Annotated in this window: 21 protein-coding genes and 1 pseudogene; 17 read left to right on the top strand and 5 right to left on the bottom strand. The window is 48.9% G+C overall.

Annotation, left to right across the window (positions count from 1 at the left end; genetic code table 11):
- Window positions 1-177 precede the first annotated feature (177 nt).
- The 8 genes from HH215_RS01970 (at window position 178) to HH215_RS02005 (ending at window position 7,400) form a co-directional block, all read left to right on the top strand.
- A complete protein-coding gene (locus HH215_RS01970) occupies window positions 178-666 on the top strand; it encodes an ABC transporter substrate-binding protein (RefSeq protein WP_169278370.1) in 489 nt (162 codons plus the stop codon).
- 292 nt (window positions 667-958) lie between these two features.
- A complete protein-coding gene (locus HH215_RS01975; RefSeq protein ID WP_169278371.1) occupies window positions 959-1,198 on the top strand; it encodes a hypothetical protein in 240 nt (79 codons plus the stop codon).
- A 256-nt stretch (window positions 1,199-1,454) separates the two neighbouring features.
- Window positions 1,455-2,381 (top strand): LysR family transcriptional regulator, encoded by a 927-nt coding sequence (locus HH215_RS01980; protein ID WP_169278372.1) that lies wholly within the window; start codon window positions 1,455-1,457, stop codon window positions 2,379-2,381.
- Between the two features lie 23 nt (window positions 2,382-2,404).
- The gene (locus tag HH215_RS01985; RefSeq protein ID WP_169278373.1) at window positions 2,405-3,202 is read left to right on the top strand and encodes an SDR family NAD(P)-dependent oxidoreductase; all 798 of its coding nucleotides are present in this window, start codon (window positions 2,405-2,407) and stop codon (window positions 3,200-3,202) included.
- A gap of 328 nt (window positions 3,203-3,530) precedes the next feature.
- On the top strand, window positions 3,531-5,240 hold the full coding sequence (locus HH215_RS36790) for an endo-1,4-beta-xylanase (RefSeq protein WP_169278374.1): 1,710 nt from the start codon (window positions 3,531-3,533) through the stop codon (window positions 5,238-5,240).
- 391 nt (window positions 5,241-5,631) lie between these two features.
- The gene (locus HH215_RS01995; RefSeq protein ID WP_169278375.1) at window positions 5,632-6,393 is read left to right on the top strand and encodes an SDR family oxidoreductase; all 762 of its coding nucleotides are present in this window, start codon (window positions 5,632-5,634) and stop codon (window positions 6,391-6,393) included.
- Between the two features lie 140 nt (window positions 6,394-6,533).
- A complete protein-coding gene (locus tag HH215_RS02000; RefSeq protein ID WP_169278376.1) occupies window positions 6,534-7,130 on the top strand; it encodes a TetR/AcrR family transcriptional regulator in 597 nt (198 codons plus the stop codon).
- A 96-nt stretch (window positions 7,131-7,226) separates the two neighbouring features.
- Window positions 7,227-7,400, top strand: coding sequence for an SDR family oxidoreductase (locus HH215_RS02005; protein ID WP_217362270.1), 174 nt, complete (start codon window positions 7,227-7,229; stop codon window positions 7,398-7,400).
- Between the two features lie 336 nt (window positions 7,401-7,736).
- Here HH215_RS02005 and HH215_RS02010 read toward each other — a convergent pair whose 3' ends face one another.
- Window positions 7,737-8,615 carry a sugar phosphate isomerase/epimerase family protein gene (locus tag HH215_RS02010; protein WP_169278377.1) on the bottom strand — a complete coding sequence of 293 codons (879 nt, stop codon included), beginning with the start codon at window positions 8,613-8,615 and terminating at the stop codon, window positions 7,737-7,739.
- A complete protein-coding gene (locus HH215_RS02015) occupies window positions 8,615-9,532 on the bottom strand; it encodes a phytanoyl-CoA dioxygenase family protein (RefSeq protein WP_169278378.1) in 918 nt (305 codons plus the stop codon). The genes HH215_RS02010 and HH215_RS02015 overlap by 1 nt, the downstream gene beginning before the upstream one ends.
- A 158-nt stretch (window positions 9,533-9,690) precedes the next feature.
- On the opposite strand from HH215_RS02015, the gene HH215_RS02020 reads away from it, so the two are divergent.
- The 6 genes from HH215_RS02020 to HH215_RS02045 all read left to right on the top strand — a co-directional run bounded on the left by HH215_RS02020 (window position 9,691) and on the right by HH215_RS02045 (window position 17,270).
- Window positions 9,691-10,626: a helix-turn-helix domain-containing protein gene (locus HH215_RS02020; protein ID WP_254450343.1), complete on the top strand. Its 936-nt coding sequence runs from the start codon at window positions 9,691-9,693 to the stop codon at window positions 10,624-10,626.
- Window positions 10,613-12,439, top strand: a complete 1,827-nt coding sequence (locus HH215_RS02025; protein ID WP_169278379.1) for a sensor histidine kinase — start codon at window positions 10,613-10,615, stop codon at window positions 12,437-12,439. Before HH215_RS02020 ends, HH215_RS02025 begins: the two co-directional genes overlap by 14 nt.
- Window positions 12,432-14,024, top strand: a complete 1,593-nt coding sequence (locus HH215_RS02030) for a response regulator (RefSeq protein WP_169278380.1) — start codon at window positions 12,432-12,434, stop codon at window positions 14,022-14,024. Before HH215_RS02025 ends, HH215_RS02030 begins: the two co-directional genes overlap by 8 nt.
- A 118-nt stretch (window positions 14,025-14,142) precedes the next feature.
- Window positions 14,143-15,444, top strand: a complete 1,302-nt coding sequence (locus HH215_RS02035) for an ABC transporter substrate-binding protein (RefSeq protein ID WP_169278381.1) — start codon at window positions 14,143-14,145, stop codon at window positions 15,442-15,444.
- Between the two features lie 92 nt (window positions 15,445-15,536).
- Window positions 15,537-16,418, top strand: coding sequence for a carbohydrate ABC transporter permease (locus HH215_RS02040; protein ID WP_169278382.1), 882 nt, complete (start codon window positions 15,537-15,539; stop codon window positions 16,416-16,418).
- 15 nt (window positions 16,419-16,433) lie between these two features.
- Window positions 16,434-17,270, top strand: a complete 837-nt coding sequence (locus tag HH215_RS02045; RefSeq protein ID WP_169278383.1) for a carbohydrate ABC transporter permease — start codon at window positions 16,434-16,436, stop codon at window positions 17,268-17,270.
- Window positions 17,271-17,356: 86 nt separating this feature from the next.
- On the opposite strand, the gene HH215_RS02050 is transcribed toward HH215_RS02045, so the two are convergent.
- The 3 genes and pseudogenes from HH215_RS02050 to HH215_RS02060 form a co-directional block, all read right to left on the bottom strand.
- Window positions 17,357-18,457 (bottom strand): Gfo/Idh/MocA family protein, encoded by a 1,101-nt coding sequence (locus HH215_RS02050; RefSeq protein ID WP_169278384.1) that lies wholly within the window; start codon window positions 18,455-18,457, stop codon window positions 17,357-17,359.
- A gap of 118 nt (window positions 18,458-18,575) precedes the next feature.
- Window positions 18,576-19,537 (bottom strand): annotated as a pseudogene (locus HH215_RS02055) (2-hydroxyacid dehydrogenase).
- Window positions 19,538-19,593: 56 nt separating this feature from the next.
- The gene (locus tag HH215_RS02060; protein ID WP_169278385.1) at window positions 19,594-20,421 is read right to left on the bottom strand and encodes a helix-turn-helix domain-containing protein; all 828 of its coding nucleotides are present in this window, start codon (window positions 20,419-20,421) and stop codon (window positions 19,594-19,596) included.
- A gap of 179 nt (window positions 20,422-20,600) precedes the next feature.
- Between HH215_RS02060 and HH215_RS02065 the strand changes: the two genes are divergently transcribed.
- Genes HH215_RS02065 through HH215_RS02075 form a run of 3 tightly spaced genes read left to right on the top strand, consistent with a single transcriptional unit; the run spans window position 20,601 to window position 23,515 of the window.
- A complete protein-coding gene (locus HH215_RS02065; protein WP_169278386.1) occupies window positions 20,601-22,013 on the top strand; it encodes a HEAT repeat domain-containing protein in 1,413 nt (470 codons plus the stop codon).
- Between the two features lie 18 nt (window positions 22,014-22,031).
- Window positions 22,032-22,358 carry a UxaA family hydrolase gene (locus HH215_RS02070; RefSeq protein WP_169278387.1) on the top strand — a complete coding sequence of 109 codons (327 nt, stop codon included), beginning with the start codon at window positions 22,032-22,034 and terminating at the stop codon, window positions 22,356-22,358.
- Entirely contained in the window at window positions 22,355-23,515 is a 1,161-nt protein-coding gene (locus tag HH215_RS02075; RefSeq protein WP_169278388.1) for a UxaA family hydrolase, read from the top strand. Before HH215_RS02070 ends, HH215_RS02075 begins: the two co-directional genes overlap by 4 nt.
- Window positions 23,516-23,532 lie beyond the last annotated feature (17 nt).

Consider the following 23,532-nt stretch of genomic DNA (forward strand, 5'->3'; position numbering starts at 1 on the left):
AATATGGAAAAACAATAACGGAGTTATGCGGGTTCGCTGCTCCGTTTTTCTAATTAATTTTGGAATATCACATTTCGGAAGTTATCGAGCAGTATGAAAAAATTGCGCCAACGATTGTGATCCCTTCCGATCATTTTGACGGTGTCCATGATTAACTTCGTTATTTAGCCGATGTGCTTGGCAAAAAAAGATATTGCGGTGCAGTGGCTGGCCGATTTCGACCAGACGGTGGAGGCATCTCGGGCGCAGCTTGCCGAAATCATCAAGCCTGAGGACACCTTTGCGCTAATGGGCGTGTTCGTCGTCGACAGCGGATTTTATATTTACGCAGATGGCGAATACCGCGGGGGCGAGGCCATACACACTCATTTAAAGTTGACGCCGCCAGAGAAGCAGAAACAGGAAATGATAGGAAAAGAAACGCACAGGAAAATTTCTTACGAGGTCATAAGCGACTATGCGGGCGACTATATTTTTCTAGATCAGGGCGAGAAAATTTCCGAAGTGTGGGGCGAGAACGAAGGCGTCTGGAAATCGTTAGATGCCGTAAAGAAAGACCGAGTATTTAAACTGGATCCCGACCTGTTCTGGGGAAATGATGCCATTTCGTTGAAGCTGCAAATCCAAGAAGTCGTAAAAATGATTGAGGAAAAGTCGAAGAAATAGTCATAGTTGAGCAGATACAGGCTCAGCTTTACCCAGAAAACCGACCTCATCTTGGTCAGTTTTCCTGGTTGTACAGGAGAGTTACAACGAATTGCTAGCTTACTCCCCGGCAAACAAAGAAGCCGCTCCATCTTACTCTTCCAGACTTATATCACCTATTAATTCTTCTTACGAATAACTTACATTTTTGTAATTCGTGAGAAATTATTCTGTTAATAAATTCCCTTTAGAAAGGCGCAATTTGCCGAAAATAACAGAGCTTATGCTATAATATTTGAAGGGAGTTGAACATATGAGCGATGAGCTATTGAAGCAAGTAATCGGAGAAATTAAAACTCTTAGAAATGAAGTTTCATCAAGAATGGATGCGTTAGATTTGAAGCTTGATCGTATCGAGAGCAAGCTTGATGCAACCTTCGAACAAGTTGGAAAGAATACCGAACATGATTCAACGTTTAACGAACTTGCTGTTACTGTAGACTCCCATACTACCGACATAAAGTTACTTAAGAAATTGGTTGCGAATAGATAAACTAATGATTGATATGTTTGAAGCTGAGGATATTAGTCCCAGCTTCTTTTCGTTTGCATAAAAATAGGGATGATACCAGTTTGGATGTCTGCAAGTCATCAGATTATGCATGATTGAATGTGGGATTTGTAGAACATGATCATTATTCCTACTTGTTTGCTCTAGTGGCCGCCTATAAGTTCAGCAGAAATGATGATGTCAGAAACTACTATTAATCGTGTATGATGGAGAAAAAGAAGAGAAAAGGTGAAGCTTCGTGGATATCAGGGCGATCAATACGTTTCATCATGTCGTACGGTCAGGAAGCTTCCTCCGCGCGGCGGAGCAATTAAACTATTCTCAATCGTCGGTAACGATGCAAATTCAGAAACTAGAGTCGACTTTGGGTCTGCCGCTCTTCGATAGGAGCAGAAGAACGGTTCGTTTAACCGATGCCGGAAATTTATTTTATGAGAAGAGCTTGAAAATATTGCAGGATATCGAAGCGCTACAGACGAGTCTGATTGCAGTCCATTCGGGCGAATCAGGCTCAGTTAGAATTGGCGTCGTAGAGCCTACCGCGAGCTTTCGTCTACCTATGATCGTCAAATCATTTCTTGCGAATTACCCGAATATTCGTATTTCCATTGAAATTGCCCCCACTACGGTGTTATGCGAGCGCATTCGGAAAGGCGACTTGGACTTTGCGATCGGTACACCGCCGCTGCCTGGTACGGACATTCATTTCGAGCCGATCTTCGAGGAACCGTTCGTTGCGCTAATGGCTACAGAACATCCACTAGCAGCCTTGGAAGTAATAACGATAGCCGATCTTCAGAAGCATAGATTGTTAATTACCGGCGAAAACTGCCCCTACAGGATGAAGCTTGGAACAATCCTGCACGATACCGGGACAGATTCGCTGGATACGATGGAAATCGGGAGCATAAGCGCCCTCAAATATTATGCGCAGATAGGGCTTGGCGTCGCGCTTGTTCCGTTGATAGCCCTATGTCCAATGCCGGAAGGGACGGTTTATCGTCAAGTAAACCACAAGGATATCGATTTAACGTGCGGCATGTTATGCTATTCGCCCGATTTAAAGCCAAATTCGGCATGCCGGATATTCTACGATTTCGTATTGGAATCATTGAAGTCTCGAATCAAATACATTGAACCTCTTCCCGAAATGTCGATGCTATAATGACAAAAAAAGGAGGATATAACATGTTGCTTAACAATAAGAATGCTATCATTTACGGCGGCGGGGGAGCCGTTGGAGGAGCGATTGCCCGAGCGTTCGCCGCCGAAGGAGCAAACGTATTTCTGGCAGGGCGCACATTGGCCAAGCTCCAGATAGTCGCGGAGGAAATCAAAGCGGCCGGTGGCCGTGCGGAAATCAATAGGGTGGATGCCCTCGACGAGGACGCGACGCTGGCTCATGTGGATGATATCGTTAGAAGAATGGGCACCGTCGACATCGTTCTGAATGCAATCGGGATTGTCCATGTGCAGGACAAAGGATTCTTGGACATGACCTTGGAACAATTCGAACTTCCGGTATCCGTCTATACCAAGTCTACTTTCATCACCTCTAAGGCAGCAGCCAGGCATATGAAACGGCAACAATCGGGAGTGATTCTAACCTTGACGACTCCCGCCTCGCGCATGCCTGGACCGGGATTTATAGGTCACAGCGTTGCTTGTGCCGGAGTGGAAGCGATCGCCCGTAATTTGGCCGGAGAATTGGCTCAAGATAATATCCGCGTGGTCACCCTTCGTTCTCATGCCATTCCGGAGTCGACGAATTCGGCCTCCAGCAGCAGGGAAATATTCCAAACGAATGCGAAGAGTTCGGGTATCACCCTTGACGAGATGCTCGCCGGCGCTGCAGGTGGGACGTTGTTGAAGCGACTTCCAACCCTTGAGCAAGTCGCGGAGACTGCCGTTTTCATGTCTTCGGACAAGGCGGGAGCAATTACGGGGAATGTAATAAACATTTCATGCGGCTTCCTGGTCGACTAAGAAAATAATGCTCCGATAACTGGAGTAGAGAGAAGGCACAATCTCCCTGTAACTCGGGGGAATTGTGTTTTTTTCATAAAAATGACTTTTTCAGCGGCGATGATTAAGCTGATTTATTAGGATTTTTATACAAATCTATATTTAATTGAGAAAAATCTATACTTTTCCGTGTATATCATATCGAATGCAACTTTTATAATATTGAATGAAAGCGCTATTTATTCAGTAAAGAGGAATTAGAGGGGGTGCGTAACTAGCGGATAGGAGCGTGTTCATAAACGAGGCATAATGTTTCGGAGAATTCCAACTGATTAAGGGAGGCGAATTTATGTTATCGGTAAAGTCAAAGTCAATAAATGTGCTTGTCGTGTTCGCTATGGTCTTATCCTTGTTCTTGTTCGGATCATCGCAGAAAGCAAGCGCGGGGCTCGCAACCGGCCCTAAGTTTCTGGGAAACGTCATTAGCAGCAGCGTTCCTTCCAACTTCGGAACCTACTGGAACCAAGTGACTCCCGAGAACTCTACCAAATGGGGTTCCGTCGAAGGAACTCGCAACACGATGAGCTGGACTCAAGCGGACATCTCTTACAATTACGCGAAGAGTAACGGATTCCCGTTTAAATTCCATACCTTGGTATGGGGAAGCCAAGAGCCGGGTTGGATCGGAGGTCTATCGGCGGCCGACCAAAAAGCGGAAGTCATCCAGTGGATTCAAGCGTCCGCTCAAAAGTACGGAGACTCGGAATTCGTAGATGTCGTTAACGAACCGCTGCACGCCAAGCCTTCCTTCCGGAACGCGATCGGCGGCGACGGGACTACGGGGTGGGATTGGGTCATTTGGTCGTTCGAGCAAGCCAGACTCGCTTTTCCGAATTCCAAATTACTGATTAACGAATACGGGATCATTAGCGATCCTAATGCCGCAAGCCAATATGTCGCGATCATTAATTTATTGAAGAGTAGAGGTTTGGTCGACGGCATTGGTATTCAGTGCCACCATTTTAACATGGATACGGTGTCGGTAAGCACGATGAACAGCGTCCTTAACACGCTTTCCGCGACAGGGCTTCCGATCTACGTGTCGGAGCTTGATATTACAGGCGATGATGCAACGCAATTGGCGAGATACTCCGAGAAATTCCCGGTTCTATGGGAGAATCCGAACGTGAAAGGCATCACGCTGTGGGGTTATATCCAAGGCCAAACGTGGAGAGAAAATACACATTTGGTGACTAGCTCCGGTGCTGAACGTCCTGCGATGACATGGCTGAAGCAGTATCTCGGCGGAACTGGAACTCCTGTTCCGGCTGCGCCTGCGGGACTTATGGCTACGGCAGGCAACGCGCAAGTCGCGCTCAGTTGGGCGGCATCGAGCGGAGCGACGAGCTACACGGTGAAGCGCTCGACGACAAGCGGAGGACCTTTCACGAACGTGGCAACGGGCGTCACTACGACGAGCTATACGAATACAGGCTTAACGAATGGCACGACTTACTATTATGTGGTCAGCGCGACGAATAGCGCGGGAACGAGCGGCAATTCGGCGCAAGTCAGCGCGACGCCGAGTGGCGGAGGAGGCGGGACGAGTACGCTCGTCGGGCAATACAAGGTGAATAACGTCAACCCGAACGACAACATGATTAACGCGACGCTTAACATTAAGAATACGGGCACAAGCGCCGTCAGTCTGAGCGGAGTCAAGCTTCGCTACTATTTCACTAAAGATACCACGACCGCTTCATTAAACTATTATGTGGACTATGCGCAAGTTGGAGCTTCTAACATAAGCGGAGCTTTCGCTAGCGCGACGGGAACGAACACGGATACGTACCTTGAGCTGTCGTTCAGCTCCGGCGCCGGCTCGATCGCGGCTGGCGGACAGAGCGGAGATATCCAGATCCGCATCTCCAAGTCCGATTGGTCGAATTTTAACGAATCGAACGATTATTCTTTCGACGGCACGAAGACGGCTTTCGCCGACTGGAATAAAATCACGCTGCTGCAAAGCGGCACGATCGTATGGGGGACAGCTCCTTAATTCATTCCATAGTAAGAGATTGAGGCTGCCTTCGGGCAGTCTTTATCATTGATGGATAAGATTGCGTTCTCTTATTGAGAAAGATAAAGTCTATCTTGTAAGTTATGAATATAAGACACTGAAGAGTAAAGTGAAAATGAACAGTATAAAAATTCCGGATAACGGCTCTGCTATAGAATAGTAGATTAGCTGACCGTATGGCGTTTGAAGAAGACAGAGCTTATGTTACAAGAAGCACCTCCGAGGAAACCATTGGATGATTTCAATGATTTCTCGTGGTGCTTTTTCTAAATGATTCAGTTCGCGCGCAAAGTTGACAAAGCCTAACCAACTTCATTATAATTTTATTGAACAACTGTTGATTAACTAAAATTTGCGAGGAGGATTCATCATGCGTTTGGATGGTAAAGTAGCGGTCGTTACCGGAGCTGCATCGGGCATGGGCAAAGCAATCGCGGAGCTCTATGCGAAAGAGGGAGCTAAAGTCGTCGTCTCGGATTTGAATATCGATGGCGCGGAAACAGTTGCAGCCGGGATTAGAACGAACGGAGGCACGGCAATCGCGGTAAAAACCAACGTTGCCGACCTGAACGATATTAACGCAATGATCGACTTGGCGGTTACGGAATACGGAACGCTCGATATTCTAGTTAACAATGCGGGTATTATGGATAATATGGCAGCCGTTGGCGACGTGAACGACGAGAAATGGGATCTTATTTTCGACGTGAATACGAAAGGCGTCATGCGCGCGATTCGCAAAGCGATTCCGATCTTCTTGGAGAAAGGAAAAGGCGTCATCGTGAATACGGCCTCGACGGGCGGGTTCAGCGGCGCGCATGCGGGCGTTGCTTATACGGCATCCAAACACGCGGTAATCGGCATCACGAAAAATACGGGATTCATGTACGCTCAACAAGGCATTCGCTGCAACGCGATCGCTCCGGGAGCGACGATGACCAATATCGCTTCGACGATGACCAACGTGAGCGAATTCGGCGCCTCGCGCACGAAAGTAACGCAAGGCGTCATTCCCCGCGTCGGTCAAGCGGAAGAAATCGCGCAAGTGGCTCTGTTCCTTGCATCGGATGAATCGAGCTTCGTGAACGGCGCGGTTCTCGCCGCGGACGGCGGTTGGACGGCAGGATTCTGATTGAAGTGGACACGACTTGTTCGACTCGGAAGGCTGTAAGCAGCATCGCTGCTCGCAGCCTTCTTACATTTTCGGGGATAACGTAATATAATACACTTCATAATATACAAGCCGTTGTAATCAAGCGAGGAAGCGTAGACATGAATGAAAATGATTTAAGAGTCGTCAAGACGAAACAAGCATTGCATCAAGCTCTCCTGGCTTTATTAAAAACAAGAACGCTCGAGTCGATCTCCGTGTCCACCCTATGCCGCGAGGCCGGTATAAATCGAGGTACCTTTTACTTACACTATAAGGACATCGGGAATTTGTTCGACGAGCATCTTCATCATTTGCTTCAAGATTTGGAGGACTCGTATATCGAGCCTTACCGGCATGTTTCCCGATTAATTTCAAGCCATCTCGACCCGTCGACGATTCGCATTTTTCACCATGTGAAGAAATACCAGCCGTTCTACGAGATCGTGTTCGATAAAAAATCGCCGCTGTCTTATTACTATTCGTTGTTTGTGAAAATAAAAAGCTTGATGCAGGATAACTCGATGGTTGATCAATGGGGCGATGGGGATATGCCATTGTTGATCGCTTATCAGGCCAATGCGATTATGGGCTTGCTCGTTCAATGGAGCGAGGACGGTTTTGCCCGCAGTCCGGAATATATGAACGAGCAGCTTGCTTATTTCTTGAGGATAAAAGACGAGGGTGGGGAAGCGGTAGATGATGCGTCGTCCGACTAGTCACGAATAATCGTGAACTTGCGGCATCGTCGATAGGATTCGATCGACGTTATTTGGTTCAGCTGTTCATCATCTATTTTGCCGCTGTAAGCGTTCTTGTCGCTTGCGCAGCCGGGTTCCGTCGCCGTATGTATCGCTTCGACGGTCGCCTTCTTATGCAGCGACGCGAGCTCGTACATTACCGGCACGGACATCCGCGTCGACGGCGGTACGATTGCCAACATACAGCGGCTTGCCCGGCTTAAGCAACAAGAAGCTGGCTCGAATTAATTATCGAAGTAGTGATAAGCGAAAGCAGAAGCCGAGCCCTGAACGGGGCTCGGCTTCTTACATGTCCAATGAAACGTTGCCCAGACAGTTTGGATTCGTTCTCTCGTACACTAGCAGTTTATTCTGAAAGCTCAAAGACATTACTCCATCGCAGTATCTGACAAAACGAAGAACCGAAAGGGCGAAGGAGTTACTGCGCACAAGTTCGCTTTGACTTTATTAGCGGGACGAGCTTCATAAGCTTAGACTGGCTCTTGCTTAAATGCTGAAGGATATGAAATATTCGTCGGAGGTACATGTTAGGACATTCGGATGTGAAAGTATAAAAATCCTCCCTCATTTGCACCAACTAAGTGACCACGCCTGCTCTGCAAGCTTCTTCATTCGAAGCGATTGCTGCCAGCGATAGTTCGGATCGTCAGATGGGGTAACAAGGTTCAAGGGTATCTCATATGGCGCGGGTCCGATTTCGCACACGAATGGGAAGGATTCCCCATTTAATGCCGACCCCATCCAGTACCGCATTCCCGTTGCCCACCATCGCAAGAATCGCAACGTATTCGGATCTTCCGAATGATCATTGCTAATGATCTGGATTTGTTGGCCGTTCGAGATCCGTCCATGAATGCTGGATGCGCGGCGAAGAAGTTTGTCCAGGTGCTCTTCCGCTTTCAATTCCATGTCCGTCGCAAATCCGTCCATCTCGCCTGCGACAATATAATGGGAGAAATCAATCGTTAGTCTTAGTTCCGGAAGCGAATCTACGTAACTCGAAGTGCGCAAAAGATCTTGCGTAATACGCCCCCGATGAGTTTCTACATAGTGCGGAATTCCAACTTCCTTAGCAATATCGTTAAGTTGTCGGAGTAACGATACCGCCGCTTCTCCGACAACAAAACTATCCATGACCTGCGAGTTGATATAACTTGCGCCGAATTCGACCGCTTCTTTGGCATAAGCTTCGAACCCTTCGCCACAGCTAGGAAAACCGCCCGTTCCGAAGCTGAAGGAATACTCGTCTAGCAATTTGCGCCATTTCTCTTTATCCGCATCGGCCGGCAATCCCGCTTGGATTCCCGTAAACCCGGCTTCCGCGATCTTCTCGAATTTCTCTTCGATCGTCCATTCTCTAAGCGTTGAGCCAAGCCCGTTCATCGACCACCAAGATTGTTGGATGTCTAGACGGAGTTCTTTCCTTGTAGCTAGGGCTTCCATTATTGACCGATCCAGTATTCTTCATGCGGGTAACGGAAGGTATTCGGTTTGATCGTACCGGAAATCGACAACTCTCCGGAGGGTTTATATTCGTAAGGTTTCTCATTCCCGATATAAGATGCCGCTTTCCGAGTCTCGATGCATTCGAGCAGTACTTGTTGTTTAAGGGATAAATATTCCCGGTTATGTGGACCGAATTCCAGTTCGATTTCTCCAGGACGGAATTCGAAGTATATCGTTCTGCGAAGCGCGTTGCCATCGCCGCTCGGAGATCCATGGACGACAGTAATGTCATGGAGAATCGCATCTCCCGCTTCCAACGGTACCGGAATGGCATCGGAAGTCTCGAAGCCTTCGCGGCTACAACGTTCCTTGGAAGCTTCGATCGTCCAAAGGTTGCTACCCGGAATGACCCATAGACAGGATTTAATATCCGCGGAATCCAAGTAGAAGTCTACGTTAAAGATCGGGCGATCATCGGCACAACCAACCGGGCGTTCGGCATCGCGATGCCATGGGACGATAATGCCTTCGTTCGGCATCTTGATGACCATGGAGTCCCAAGTCGGGATAAAGTTATTGCCTTGAAGCTTCTCGACGGAATTCAAGACGAATGGGTGGGCAAGCAAAGCTCTAGTCGGAACGCTTTTGTCGACGACGTATTCGATTCGTTTAAGCACTTTGCCGCCGCTCTTCGTTCCTTTGCCGTATTGGTAGTCATTGTCGCCTTCGACGCCGCTCATTCCGCGATCGAGTAAAGTTTGCATTTCATCCTGCAGCACTTGCAACTCCTTGTTTTCCAGAAGGTTCCTGATAATGAGGAATCCGTTTTCCCGGAAAAATTGCGCTTGTTCTTCCGTGATCGCCGTATGGGTTTTCGCATCAGCGATCAATATGTTATGGTTTGCTTGTGACATGATGTGCACTCCTTTTTCGTGTGTTATGATGGTTTACTCTTCTTATCTTAGTTCCTTCCGTGAGGAAAGTATTTAGACGAAAAGAATGAATCGGTTGCCAAAATCACGATCGTATAGCGAGAAGGATTCGAAGAATTCGAAGTGAAAGGAGAGAGCTCTTGAATAAAGCGAACGGTATCTCTAATATCGATTTAATCGAAATGAATCCATCGGAAACGTTGGCGTGGATGAGCGATTACCATTGCCCGCCCTACATTACGCTTGCCCACAGTTTCCATGCTCCCGAGGGTTGGTTGATCGAGAATCGCACTTTAAAACAATATGCCTTGCAATATGTCTTAAACGGAATGGCGGAATATCCGGTCGCGGGAGGGTCTTACGTAACCGTGAAGGGAGACTTGCTATTTCATCGTCCCGGAGAGCAACACTCGATACGAACGGTAGAGAATCACCCGTATGTCTGCATCTCCATCGTGTTCCATTTTGGGCAAACGAGCTTTCCTTTGGATGAGCTATTTCAAGATCGGCATCATCTTGGCAACTTCACAGGACAACCCATCGAACGCAAACTAGGAGAGATCGTTCAGCTCTACAGCCATCCAGGTCTTGATCGGCAGTTGAAATGCCAGGGATTGCTTATGCAGGTGCTTGCCGAAGCCAGCCAAGGCAAAGGACAAGAAGAAGCAAATGCCGGAGGCGCGTCTAATCATGCCAAGCTCATCTTGCTCAAAAACTACTTGATCACCCACTATCACCAAGAGGTTAGACATAGCGATCTTGAAGGTGTGACCGGCTTAAGCCGTAACCATATGATCTTGATCTTCAAGAAAACGTTTGGCATGACGCCGATGCAGTTCCTGACATGGGTTAGGATACAGAAGGCTAAAGAGCTTGCGATTCAAACGGATTTATCCGTAAGCGAAATCGCGAGGAACGTGGGCTATTCGGATGTCCATACTTTCGGCAAAATGTTCAAGAAAAACACGGGATCAAGCTTGACGCAATTTTGCAATACGTTAACGACCGACTATTTAAACACAAGACCGCGCATCATACCGTTAGCAGAGGAGAATCAGGGGTATGACGAACCATAAGAGACACAACGGCGGTTGGTTCAGGGATCGCCGAATACGGACCAAGATTTTGCTCGTATATCTTCCGCTGCTTCTGATTCCTTTTCTTGTATTGGGCTACACGGGGAACGCGGTTTATTCTAAGGTCGTCGTCGATAAGACGGCGAAAGGTTTCGCGGATAATTCCGCGTTGATCATTAGTCGTCTGAACGGTATGCTGGCTAACGTTGAGAGCAGCGCGAATATGCTTTCCTTAAACCTCAATCGTGCGATTGAGAATAAATCGGATCTCTCCAGCGATTTCGATCTATCTAGGTATACGGCGATAACGACGCAGCTTAGTCTTGCTTTGCTTGTCTTTCCCGATGTCGAATCTGCCTTATTCATTGACACTAAGGGAAGAATTTACGGTTCTCATCCAAAAATTGAAGAGCATCAGCCGCTGAGAGTACGCAATGAACTGTATCAATCGATAGATGATACGAACGGAGTCACAATCTGGTTGCCAATGCAACGCAGAGAATACTGGGTTACGGACGTACAAGCCCCCGTGCTGACAGCTGGGAAAAAAATCGTCGATATTAACTCGGGAAAAACGTTGGGTATTTTGCTTTTGAACTTAAAAGAAAGCAAATTGTCCGCTGTTCTGCAGACGATGAATGCGGAACCTTCTGCGCAATACTTAATCGTGGACTCATCCGGTAACGTAGTCTCCGCAAGCAAAAAAGTTGATCTCTTACTTCCCATTGGAAACTCCGATCTGTTGTCGTGGGTGAACAGCCACATTCAGTCTGCGGATATAAAGGATATTAATCGCGAAAAGACGTTGCTTACGATACGAAGTTTCGAGAAGCTCGGTTGGAAACTAGTAAGCGTAACGCCGCTTAAAGCGCTCACGACCGATCTTGAGCAGATCAAGATTACTTTGATGATGATTGCGGGGGTGTGCGTTCTATTCGCGGCGATTGGAGTCGCCTATCTCTCAAAATGGATCGCTAATCCCATCGTGAGACTTGCCAAGAGCATGAAGGGGTTCCAAGAAGGGGATCTGGATGGACGGTTAACGATAGAATCTAAGGACGAACTCGGCTTGTTTGCGGCTGGATTCAATGAGATGACAAGGCGGATTAAAAGTCTGCTGGCGAATATCAAGTTCGAACAAAAGCAGAAGCGGGAATATGAACTGGCGCTCATCCAATCGCAGATCAAGCCGCATTTCCTTTACAATACGCTGGACGTGATCTATGCGTTGTCCGAAATGGGAAGAATTAAAGACGTGCAGAGGACGACCAAAGCGTTGGCGGACTTCTATCGTTTGACGTTGAATCAAGGGAAAGAACTTATCTCGATTGAGCAAGAAGTGCGCATCTTAAAAGATTATTTAGCCATTCAGCACATTCGCTATTCGGATGTGTTCACGTATTCGATCGAAGTGGATCAAGAGATTCTCCCTCACTCGATTCTCAAATTAACGGTTCAGCCGGTAATCGAAAACGCAATTTATCATGGATTGAAGCTGAGACAGGATAAAGGCCATCTCCATGTCCGGGGGTATCTTGAGTATGGCTTAATTCACATCAAAGTATCGGACAACGGGGTCGGAATGTCGCCTGAGAAAATTCGGATGTTGCTTCGGTCGCCGGTTGAAGAACCGGGTTCGAGCCGTGAGTTGAAACAAGAGATGTCATTTGGCTTGCGTAACGTTAACGAACGAATTCGCCTGTCGTTCGGAGAACAGTACGGATTAACAATTGAGAGCGAATTAGGCAAAGGGACGACCGTGACGATAACGTTGCCTTCGGGCGGGACATTTGGAGGGTTAGCCTATGATTAAAGTGATGATCGTGGACGACGAGGCTATTTTCCGCGATTTCTTAAAAATCGTGTTGCCTTGGGAGGAATACGGTTTTACAATTTGCGGCGAGGTACGTAATGGGATCGAGGCGCTTAAGATGATGGAGGAATTTCGACCGGACATCGCCTTGGTGGATATTAATATGCCCTTTATGGACGGGCTTGAGCTATCGGAGAAGTTAAAGGAGGTTAGTCCCGGGGTCGGTATTATCATCGTAACCGGACACAATGAATTCGAGTACGCAAGACGAGCCATCAAGCTCGGAGTAGAAGACTACTTGCTCAAACCGTTTACCAAAGAAGAATTATTGCTTACGCTGCTGAAATTGCAATCCCAGATACAAGAAACCAAAGACAGACAATTAACGCTAAAAGCCAATGAAGTTATGCTTAAGGAAGGTTTCTTAAACAGCCTGATTGAAAGTGAATATCTCAAGAACGAGGAAATCCGTAACCGATTGGCGGATTTCGGAATTGCTAATGTTTCAAGCTGCTTTCAAGTCGCTTGCATTGAAATCGACCTTATGGATTCGAAGTGGCGAAACGTGAGCGACAGAGAGTTGTGGAAATTCGCCGTCGCCAATATATTGTCCGAAACGATTCACTTGAATGGGAACCACATGGTATTCAATGGTCCGGAAGGTCGTATTATATGTATTTATGAACCCGAGGAAGTAGACTATGGTTCTTCTAGGGTTAAGGAAGGCTATGAACAGCTTTGTATCCTAATCAAGAAATATTTGAAATTCGCGATTACGATCGGCTTAGGGACGTTGCACTCGAGTTACTCCGGAATACGCGCATCCTATCTTGAAGCTCTTCACGCTTTGCGTTACAAGTTTGTCATAGGTACCGATCGGGTGATCGGATATGACGACAGCGTAGAAGGCGTAAGAGGATTTGCCAGCGGGTTTATTCCTTCTCAAATGAACGAGGAGTTGCTTATTTTCCTGCGAATGGGCGATTCGGATAGCGTGAAAAATAAGATCCATACGATATTCGAAGGCATTCGCGAGGATCGCTTTTCTATCGATTACGTGTATACGATATGCATGGGGTTAGTGTCGATTTGTCTCTCCTGCGTATCCGAGAACGGCCATCCGATAGAGGATTGCTTCGGGGAGGAGTTTTACCCTTATAGCGATATTATGCAGCAACATTCCATTGAAGGCGTACAACGTTGGATTATTGATATGTATTTAAGAGCGATAGAATACATGAAGCAGCATAAGCAAACCAAATCCGGTAAAATCGCCGAAACGGCCAAACAATTGATTGACAAGCAATATATGGACTCGGAGTTGAAGGTGGAAACCCTCGCGCAGCAGGTTTACATTAACCCGAGTTATTTAAGAGGCGTGTTTAAGAAAAATCACGGGATGACCGTTACCGACTACATTACGCAAAGGCGAATGCAAGAAGCGCGTTCTTTGCTCCTTGAAGGTCAGTATAAGCTTTCCGATATCGCCGAGCGGGTCGGATTTCAAGATCCGGCGTATTTCAGTCGCGCCTTCAAGAAATACTACGGAACTTCGCCAAGAGACTACGAGAATAAGCGCGGATAGTCCAATTGTTGCGCGGTTAGTCCATTTAGCTCATGCAGCAGCCCCGATATACTAAACCTATCTCCAATAAGAGATGATCAGCTATGAGTGTTTGAACAATTTTTCGGGGGTTCAACAGATGAAGAAGATGAAAAAAGCGCTATCGCTAGGCGTGGTTCTATCCTTGACTATGGCGCTCGCGGCTTGCGGCTCCAATAAGGGGAATGATGCGGAAAGCTCCGCAAGCAACGCGCAAGAAGGCGTAACGAAACTGCGGATTTACGCGCAATATTCCGATGAGGATACGAAAGGGTATTACGATTATGCGGTTGCCGAATTGTCCAAAGAAATGCCTAACGTTCAATTGGATCTAGAGATCCAAGCTCAAGATGATGGCCAGAAACTCAAAACGTATGCAGCGACGGGCAATTTACCCGATATTTTTAACGTGGGACTCGATCAGATTAACGTTTTCCGTCAATCCAACAACATTCTGCAATTGGATGAATACGTAGACAAGCTTGGATTCAAAGATAAAATGCAACCGAGCGCAATGAATACGCTTTATACCGACGATAACCATGTGTATGCGTTCCCCTATGCTGGTAACGAATTGATTCTGTTGTTTTACAATAAGGAGCTCTTCGAGCAAAATGGCGTAAAGGTGCCGACAACATTCGAAGAAATGCATGCTGCGATCGACGCGTTCAAAGCGAAAGGCATTACGCCTCTTTCCATTTTCGCCAAAGAAAAATGGCCGGATGTCGCATTCTTCGATATGTTCGCGACAAGATATAATCCTGCGGGCATCAGCGCTTTGGACAAAGGCCAAGCGAAACCGTCCGACGAGGCTTACGTCAAAGCCGCACAGGATATCGCCGATCTTGTTAAAGCTGGATTGCTGCCTAAGGGAGCAACCAACTTGAACTATGATCAAGCTGCAGCTTTATTCCATGAAGGCAAAGCGGCGATGTTCGTTAACGGCCAATGGGAAATCGAAGCTTCGACGAAAGCACTTGGAGATAAAGTCGGCTATATGTACTATCCTGCTCCGGATGCCGCTACTTACGAAAGCAATAAATTGGCGTTCAGCGGCGGCGGTACTCCAGGCGGATTCGCCGTATCGGCCAACACCAAAGACAAAGAACTGGCTACCAAAGTCGCTAGCTTCATGGCTTTGAAATACGCGGAGTTCAAATATACGCAGAAGGGCAGTCCAATCGTATCGACTAAAGTTGATAAACCGATCGTTAAAACGTTCGATCCGATGATGGAACAGCTCGCCAAGGATCTACCTAACATTACGAGTACGACGGCATTCGCTTGGGGATTATCGAACACGAAGTTCAAAGCCGCGATTGAAGACGCGTCGCAAGCATTGCTCAGTGGTTCGTATTCGGCGGAACAATTCGTGTCCGACCTTGAGAGCGCGATGAAGTAAGTTAACGAGAATGACAGACTAATTCTAGAGAAAGCCATTTATACGTAAGGGGTATAAGTGGCTTTCTTTATGGGTGAGCAAGGAGCGAAATCATGAATAAGTTTTTGGGGAACAAAGCCGCCATTCTTCTATTTACTTTGCCGACGATTGTTCTTTTTACCGTCATCGTGATGTGGCCGACAATGCAAGTGTTCTATCGGAGCATGTACGATTGGGACGGCTTGAATCCGGGCAAATTCATCTTCCTGGACAACTACATCAGACTGTTCGAAGACCGCTTGTTCTATACCTCCTTGAAGAACGGGGCCATCTTCGCCGCTATGTTGGCGGTGCTTCAGATCGGTATCGGAACCGTACTTGCGTTGACGATCTCGAATAAGAAAATTCGGGGAAGAAAGTTTCTGCGGGTGAGTTATTTCATACCAGTCGTTCTCTCGGTCACCGTAGTCTGCCAACTCTGGCTCGCGATGTACAACGGAGAATACGGCCTCATCAATAAAATATTCGAAACGCTTGGGATTCCCTATCGTCAAGACTGGTTGTCGAATGGCAAGACTGCGATCTATGCGGTGGCGGCCGTTAACGCTTGGCAGAACATGGGATATCACTTCGCGCTGTTGCTCGCGGCGGTGAATTCGATTCCAGAGCAATATCTTGAAGCAGCGAAGATCGACGGCGCCGAGAAATGGAAAGCGCATTGGAAAGTTACGATCCCGCTTATGGCCGAAACCTACAAGTTTTGCTTCATTTTAGCGATTACCGGGGGCTTGAACGCGTTCGCCAACATGCAAATCATGACGGGCGGCGGACCGGGTACGGATACTTACACTTTGACCTATATGATGTATCGCTCCGCGTTCCGGGTCGGCGAATTCGGTTACGGAACGACTGCAGCCGCGTTCCTCGTCATCGAATGTTTGATCGTGACGTTCGCGATCAACAAGCTTATTGCGCGAGATCGCATCGTGTATTAGAAAGGAGGTCAGGTTATGTGGTTGAAAATTCGTAAGAGCAATCCGATTTTCCAATTGTTTTTGTGGCTTTACGCGATCATTTCTTTATATCCATTAGTGTGGATGCTTTTCTATTCTCTTAAGGACAACAACGAGATTTTCGTAACGAATCCGTTCGGTTTTCCGACGAACTTGCGCTTCGAAAATTATACTTCGGCGATCTCGGAATTCAACGTACCTCAGTATTTCCTGAATAGCGTATTTGTTACGGTTATTACGGTGGTCGGTACGATCGTCTTGGCCGTTATGTTCGCATACTCGGCGGCGAGGCTTCGTTGGCGAGGAAAAACGATTGCCCAAATGTACATTGTGGTAGGCATGTTCGTTCCGGTACAGGTGATCATGATTCCGCTAGCCATCCTGGTCCGCGATTTCAACCTGACAAACACTTATTCATCGCTGATCATTCCTTATATCGCGTTTAACATTTCCTTTTCCTCGATGGTGTTTTACGGTTTTTTCCGTACGATACCGAACGAATTGGAAGAATCCGCTTGTCTTGACGGCGCTAATATATACCAGACTTTCTACAAGATCATGCTGCCGCTCGTGAAACCTTCCATCGCGACGATGGTAATCTTCGTCTTCCTCGCCGCATGGAACGAATATCCAATTGCGCTCATGCTAATCTCGGATGAATCACTCAAGACGTTGCCGTTAGGTTTGCAGTTTTTCCAAGGCCAATTCACGACGGATTGGGGCGCTATGGGCGCGGCGATGACGATCGCTTCATTGCCGACCGTACTCGTCTACATTCTGTTCAGCGAACAAGTCGAGAAAGCGATGACGGTTGGATCTGCCGTGAAAGGGTAAAAGCTAATTTTATAAACAAAATTCAGCCCATGATCTACTGTTCCAATCGGAACATGCAGATCACGGGCTGTTTCTGTAACTATTCTCTAATCCAAATTGAAATCCGATAACCCGATCGGTAGAGCCGCCGGTTTCTCGCAAGTGCTCTGCATCAAGTAATGCTTGCCTTGGGCGGAAGCATCATGGAATCCGTGCATCGCTTCAAGTACGTGATAAGCCATTTCGCCGTTAGCGCGATGCTTGCGGCCCGTCATGATGGCTTTGGCCATGTCTGCCGCCCCTACGCCGCGAGCATTCTCGGATTTGCCGTGCGACAGCGGGATTTCCGACCATTCCCGTGCCCCGGCCCGTTGAATATGCACGGGACCTCCGAAAGTATTCGGATCCGGCACGATTAGCGTACCTTGGCTGCCGTATATTTCGATTCTTGGAAGCTGAGTACCGCCCATGACATCGAAGCTGGTCAGGATCGTTCCGATCGGACCAGAAGTGAATTCCATAACACCTGCAATATGAGTCGGCGTCTCGACTTGAATGGTTTGCCCGAATTTCGGTTGGCTTCCGATCACTCGTTCGGGATAAGAGATTCTCGTCATTCCCGTCACTTGCTTAATCGGACCTAACAATGCGATCAGAGCCGTCAAATAGTACGGCCCCATGTCGAACATCGGACCGCCGCCTACCTGATAGAAAAACTCGGGAGAAGGATGCCAGCCCTCCGGACCGCCTCCGAGCATGAACGCGGTAGCGCCGATCGGCGTTCCGATCCAGCCGTCCTCGATTAACTTGAGACTAGTCTGAATGCCGCCTCCCAAGAACGTATCCGGAGCGCAGCCAACATATAGGCCTTTGCTTTTAGCTAACTCAAGCACTTTTCTTCCGTCTTCGCGAGTAACGGCGAGCGGTTTCTCCACATAAACGTGTTTGCCGGCTTCAAGCGCTTGCAGACAGACGTTGGCGTGGGCTTGCGGAATCGTTAAGTTGATGATGAGCTCGATCTCGGGATCGGCTAACAGCTCTTCCACGGAACAACCGCGGATCCCGTATTCCGCCCCTTTGGCTTGGGCGCGTTCTACGTCGATATCGGCGCAAGCGACGATGTCCATAGATTCGAAACGTTTGCCGTTGGAAAAATAGATGCCGCTAATATTACCCGTACCGATCATGCCTGCTTTGATTTTCGACATTACCGAAAGCCATCTCCCTTGTCTAGGAATCGATTGAGTATACAAGCCTACTCTACCATTAAACTGGGGTACCGATTTGGTTGTTTCTTTATAGAAAATTGGCATATATTCATAGCATCTATGTAACAGGACTAAGCGGAGGTCTGTCGGATAGCACCTCTACGATATTAGCCGCGGCTAAGGCAGCCATTTTCTTGCGCGTTGGAATGCTAGCGCTCCCGATGTGCGGAAGCGTCACGACATTTTCAAGCGAAAGCAGAGGATGGTCGGTGGGTACGGGTTCAACGTCGAAGACGTCGAGTCCGGCCGCCCATATTCGATTGTCTACTAACGCCTGATACAGATCGGCTTCGTTGACGATCCCGCCGCGCGCGACATTGATTAAGCAGGCCGTCGGTTTCATAAGAGTCAGATGCTCATACCGAATCATATTTGCGGTTTCGGAGCTATAAGGAGTCAAGATAAGGACGAAATCCGATTGTTCGAGCAGATTCTGTTTCGTTGCGTAAGTTATTCCGTAATGATTTTCTGCTTCCGGTTTTCTGGAGCGATTATGATAGACAACCTTCATATTGAATCCTAAAGCCCGCCTGACCACGGCTTCGCCGATTCTTCCCATCCCGAAGATGCCTAGAGTAGCGCCGAATACGTCTTGTCCGGTCAGAAGCATGGGGGACCAGGTTTGCCATTTTCCTTGACGCAGGAAGTCGGAAGCTTCCACGACTCGCCGGGCGGTAGCCAGGAGAAGAGTAATACCAGATCCGCCGTCGTTTCCGTTAAAATATCAGGCGTATTCGTAACCGTGATTCCTCGTTTCCGGGCGGCTTGGATATCGATATGATCGTAGCCGACGGCCATCGTGCTGATCGCTTTGAGCTGCTGGGCTTTCGATAGCAACTCTTCGTCGATACGATCCGTGAGCAAGCACAACAGAGCATGAGCATCAGGTAATTCGAGCTCCAGAAAATCGCGCGATGCCGGGAGATCTTCTTCCGGCCACACGACAACCTCGTATCTATCGGTTAACATCCCCATGGCTTCAGGGGGAAGCATTCGTGTAACTACGACTTTAGGTTTCATATTGTTTCCACCCATCTCTTGTTTTCGAAATCCCATCACGCCGCCAATAAATCGTTCTAGCCGTAGATGGCGCGAAACTCCGTCGGACTAAATCCGGTTTCCTTGCGAAAAAACTTCGTGAAATGGTTCGTGTCCGCAAAGCCGGTTAGATCCGCGATCTCCTTGACGTTATGCGCGGAAGTCATGAGCAGCGTTTTCGCTTTCTCTATGCGTTTGCGGTTGACGTATTTGAGCGGGGAAATGCCGAAATGCTTCTTGAAATAGGCGATAAAATAGTTAGGATGCAAGTGCAATAAGGAAGCCAAATCATCGACGCTGACGCTCGATTGAAGATGTTTGTCCACGTAGTCGTGAATGACGTTTAGTCGCTTGATTTCCTCGTTGCGGTGCTGGAGCACTTGAACGGGGACCTGTTCCAAATAGGCGGCCAACAATTCCAGCATCGCGGCTTTTTGCCGAATCAGGGTAACGATTGGAGAACTGCCGGAAGGTTCGATCAATTGTTCGAACAAGCGAGTTATTTTATCCGGATCTTGCACATCGATGCAGAACGGAACGCCGATCCATTGAAATAAATCGAACGAACCTGTTCTCGTCGTGAAGTGACACCAGTATTTACGGTACGGTTGATCGCTTACGACGGAATAGCCCTGATTGACATACGCAGGCATCAAGCAAAGCTGGCCAGGACGCGGATGGAATTGCTTGTCCGCGATGCGAATCCATCCTTCGCCATCGAGGATAAAGTATAGTTTATTGAAATCGGGCGTATAGTCGGAGTCTCGCCAATCGAGTGAGACGTGGGTCAAGTGCACCGAAGATACTTCGACTTGTAGGTTATGCAGCAATTCGGATATCGCTAATTCGTTTTTACCGGATGCCATAGTTGCCCTCCCTCCGTCTGCCAGTCGCATTGGCCGGGTCGATCTGTCTACTATTCTAATGGATGAAAGTTCCGATGTGTATGCTTAGTTTTGCACACTTCCTTCTTAGCTTCTTCCATTCCTCGCCGATGCTCGCTTCCCTATAATGGGGTTATCCACTCAGGGGAGGTACAACGAACATGATCGCTAGAGAACCGCAATTGTTGTCGGATGAGCAAATGAAAGCTTTTATTGTAGACGGAGTGTTGTTGCTAAAAACGGATTTTTCGCCAGAGTTCCACGCCAGATTGCTTGAAAAGCTAGACACCGTGCACGAGGAGGAAGGAAATCCGGGCAACAATATCTTGCCGCGTATACGCGAGCTGAGGAAAGTGTTCGAACATCCGGTCATTACCGGGGCGCTCACTAGCGTGTTAGGACCGAACTATCTGATGCATACGCACAGACACTGCCATCATAACGCGATGCCGAAGGCGGGCGGTTGGCATAAGGACAGCTATTGGGGATATGACCGTATTCGCAACCACCATCCTTGGTGGGCGATGATCATGTATTTTCCGCAGGATACGCCGATTGAATTGGGACCGACGGGCGTCGTTCCGGGCAGTCAAAATTACGAATCCCGCACGTTCGAACAAGACGACCCAGCGGAAGAGGTCACGGCGAACGGAGAAGCCGGAACTTTCGTGCTGATCCACTACGACATATGGCATCGCTCGACTCGGAACCGGCTCGGCAAACCTCGTTATATGCTGAAATTCGAGTTCATGAGGACGGTTGCGCCGGAAAGTCCATCTTGGGATAACCGAAGCGGCGAATGGTCCGTTCCCGAATCGGCTTTAGCTATGGGGACGCCCCATCCCGAACTCTGGCAGGACACGTGGAATTGGCTGCGCGGCGAGATTGGAGGCAGATACGGCATGAATCGCGTCAGCGAACAAGAGGTCGCGCGACTGGCGGGCGATCTGTCGAGCAACGATGAACGCGCCGCGCTTGAAGCTGCTTATCGGCTAGCGGCGGCTGGAGATACAGGTCGGGATGCGTTGTTGGAAGTGCTTCAAGCTTCGAACGAACGCGCGTCGCTCCGTGCAGCGTATGGCTTAACGGCTTGCGGGGCAGCAGCCGTTAACGGTTTGACCTTGGCTTTGGACTCTGCTGCCAGTGAACCTATTGTGAATCATGCCGCTTTCGCCCTCGGGGAGCTAAGGTATTATGCAGCCGGATCGGCCGCGAAATTAGTATCGTTGTTCGCAAGCCAGACGCCTAGAGTCCGCCGCACGATCGCGGATTCGCTAGGCATGATAGGCCGAGCGGCGAAGGAATCGACCGTGTCCGGCTTGATTGACGCCTTGAAGGACGAGGACGCTGCCGTCCGTTTCACCGCGGGCCTCTCGCTAGTTAAGCTGGGTTCGGCGGCGGAGGAAGCGATTCCGCATCTGGCCGAAGCGCTTGAAGACAATAATCGTTACGTACAAGGTCACGCCGTCGAAGCCTTGCGCTACATCGATACGGAACAATCAAGAGAAGTATTATTGCAAGAGCTTATTCAGTCGAGGTGGTGTCCTTCCACTACGAAAGCAAGCACATTCTAAGGAAGCGGCGGTGCCAAAATGGCTCATGAAATTGCTCCGAAGTCGGACGCCATCGTCATGAACGAAAGAGATCATGTCGCGACCGCGCTTAGGGATTTGGAAGCCGGAGAAACCGTTAGCTTTAGCGTCGGCTTGGAGAACCGGACGGTGAAGCTGCTCGAAACGGTGGCGTTCGGACACAAGTTAGCCGTATCGGATATCGGGGAAGGCGAAGACGTTTGCAAATACGGCGAAGTGATAGGCAGAACGACGATGGAGATCGCAGCGGGGAGCCACGTTCACGTGCATAACATCGAAGGCTTAAGAGGACGCGGAGATCAGGCCGGCAAGGGGGCGAACGAGTGAGAACGATAGAGGCATACGCGAGAGAAAACGGAGACATCGGCATTCGTAATCATTTACTGATTATCCCGACGGTTATATGCGCAAACCAGGTATGCAATCGCATTATGCAGATGGTGCCGGATACGATTTCCATTCCGCATCAGCACGGGTGCAGCCAGATCGGCGCGGACAAAAGCCGCACGTTCGACGTCCTCGCCGGAACCGGCCGAAATCCGAACGTAGGCGCGGTTATCATCATTAGCTTGGGATGCGAGGTCGTCGATCCGGAGGCGTTGGCGGACGCGATTCGGGAAACGGGCAAGCCGGTCGTCGCGTTCGATATCCAGTCGATCGGCGGGTCCGTGAAAGCGATCGGACACGGAGTCGAATTGGCCAAGAAGATGAAAGCCGAGCTAGATCGGCAGCGGAAAACGACCGTTCCGTTAAGCAAGCTGAAGGTGGCGGTCAAATGCGGAGGTTCGGACGCGACATCCGGCCTATCCTCGAATCCCGCGCTGGGGTATGCGGCGGATAACGTCATCTCCTCGGGCGGAGCGATCGTCATCGGAGAGACGACGGAAATTATCGGAGCGGAGCACATCCTCGCGAGCCGTTGCGCGGATGAACCGACATCCGGCAAGCTCTACGAGATCGTCGATCGCTTCGAGAAAGAAATCGAGAGGATGGGCACCGACATGCGAGGCGGCAATCCGAGCCCCGGCAATATCGCGGGCGGATTGACGACAATCGAGGAGAAATCCCTTGGCTGCATTAGCAAATGCGGAACGGCGCCGATTCAAGGCGTCATCGAATACGCCGAATCGATTCCCGAAGGCGGATTGTATTTCATGGACTCGCCGGGCAACGATATCGAGTGCGTCTCGGGCATGGCGGCGGGCGGCGCGCATATCGTCTGTTTCACGACCGGGAGGGGAACCCCGACGGGAGCGGCCGTCGTGCCGGTCATCAAGATTACCGGCAATCCGCGCACGTACAAGACGATGGAAGACAACATGGACGTCGACGTAAGCGGCATGTTAAACGGCGAATTGGGTCTGGAGCAAGCCGGCAACCGCATTTGGGATGAAATCGTGGAGGTTGCCGAAGGGAAGTGGACGAAGGCGGAAGTATTGGGTCACCAGGAATTCAGCATTAACCGGATCGGTCCGAGCTTGTAAAGCGTACATTTTTTCTA

Source organism: Cohnella herbarum (assembly GCF_012849095.1).
GTDB classification, from domain to species: domain Bacteria; phylum Bacillota; class Bacilli; order Paenibacillales; family Paenibacillaceae; genus Cohnella; species Cohnella herbarum.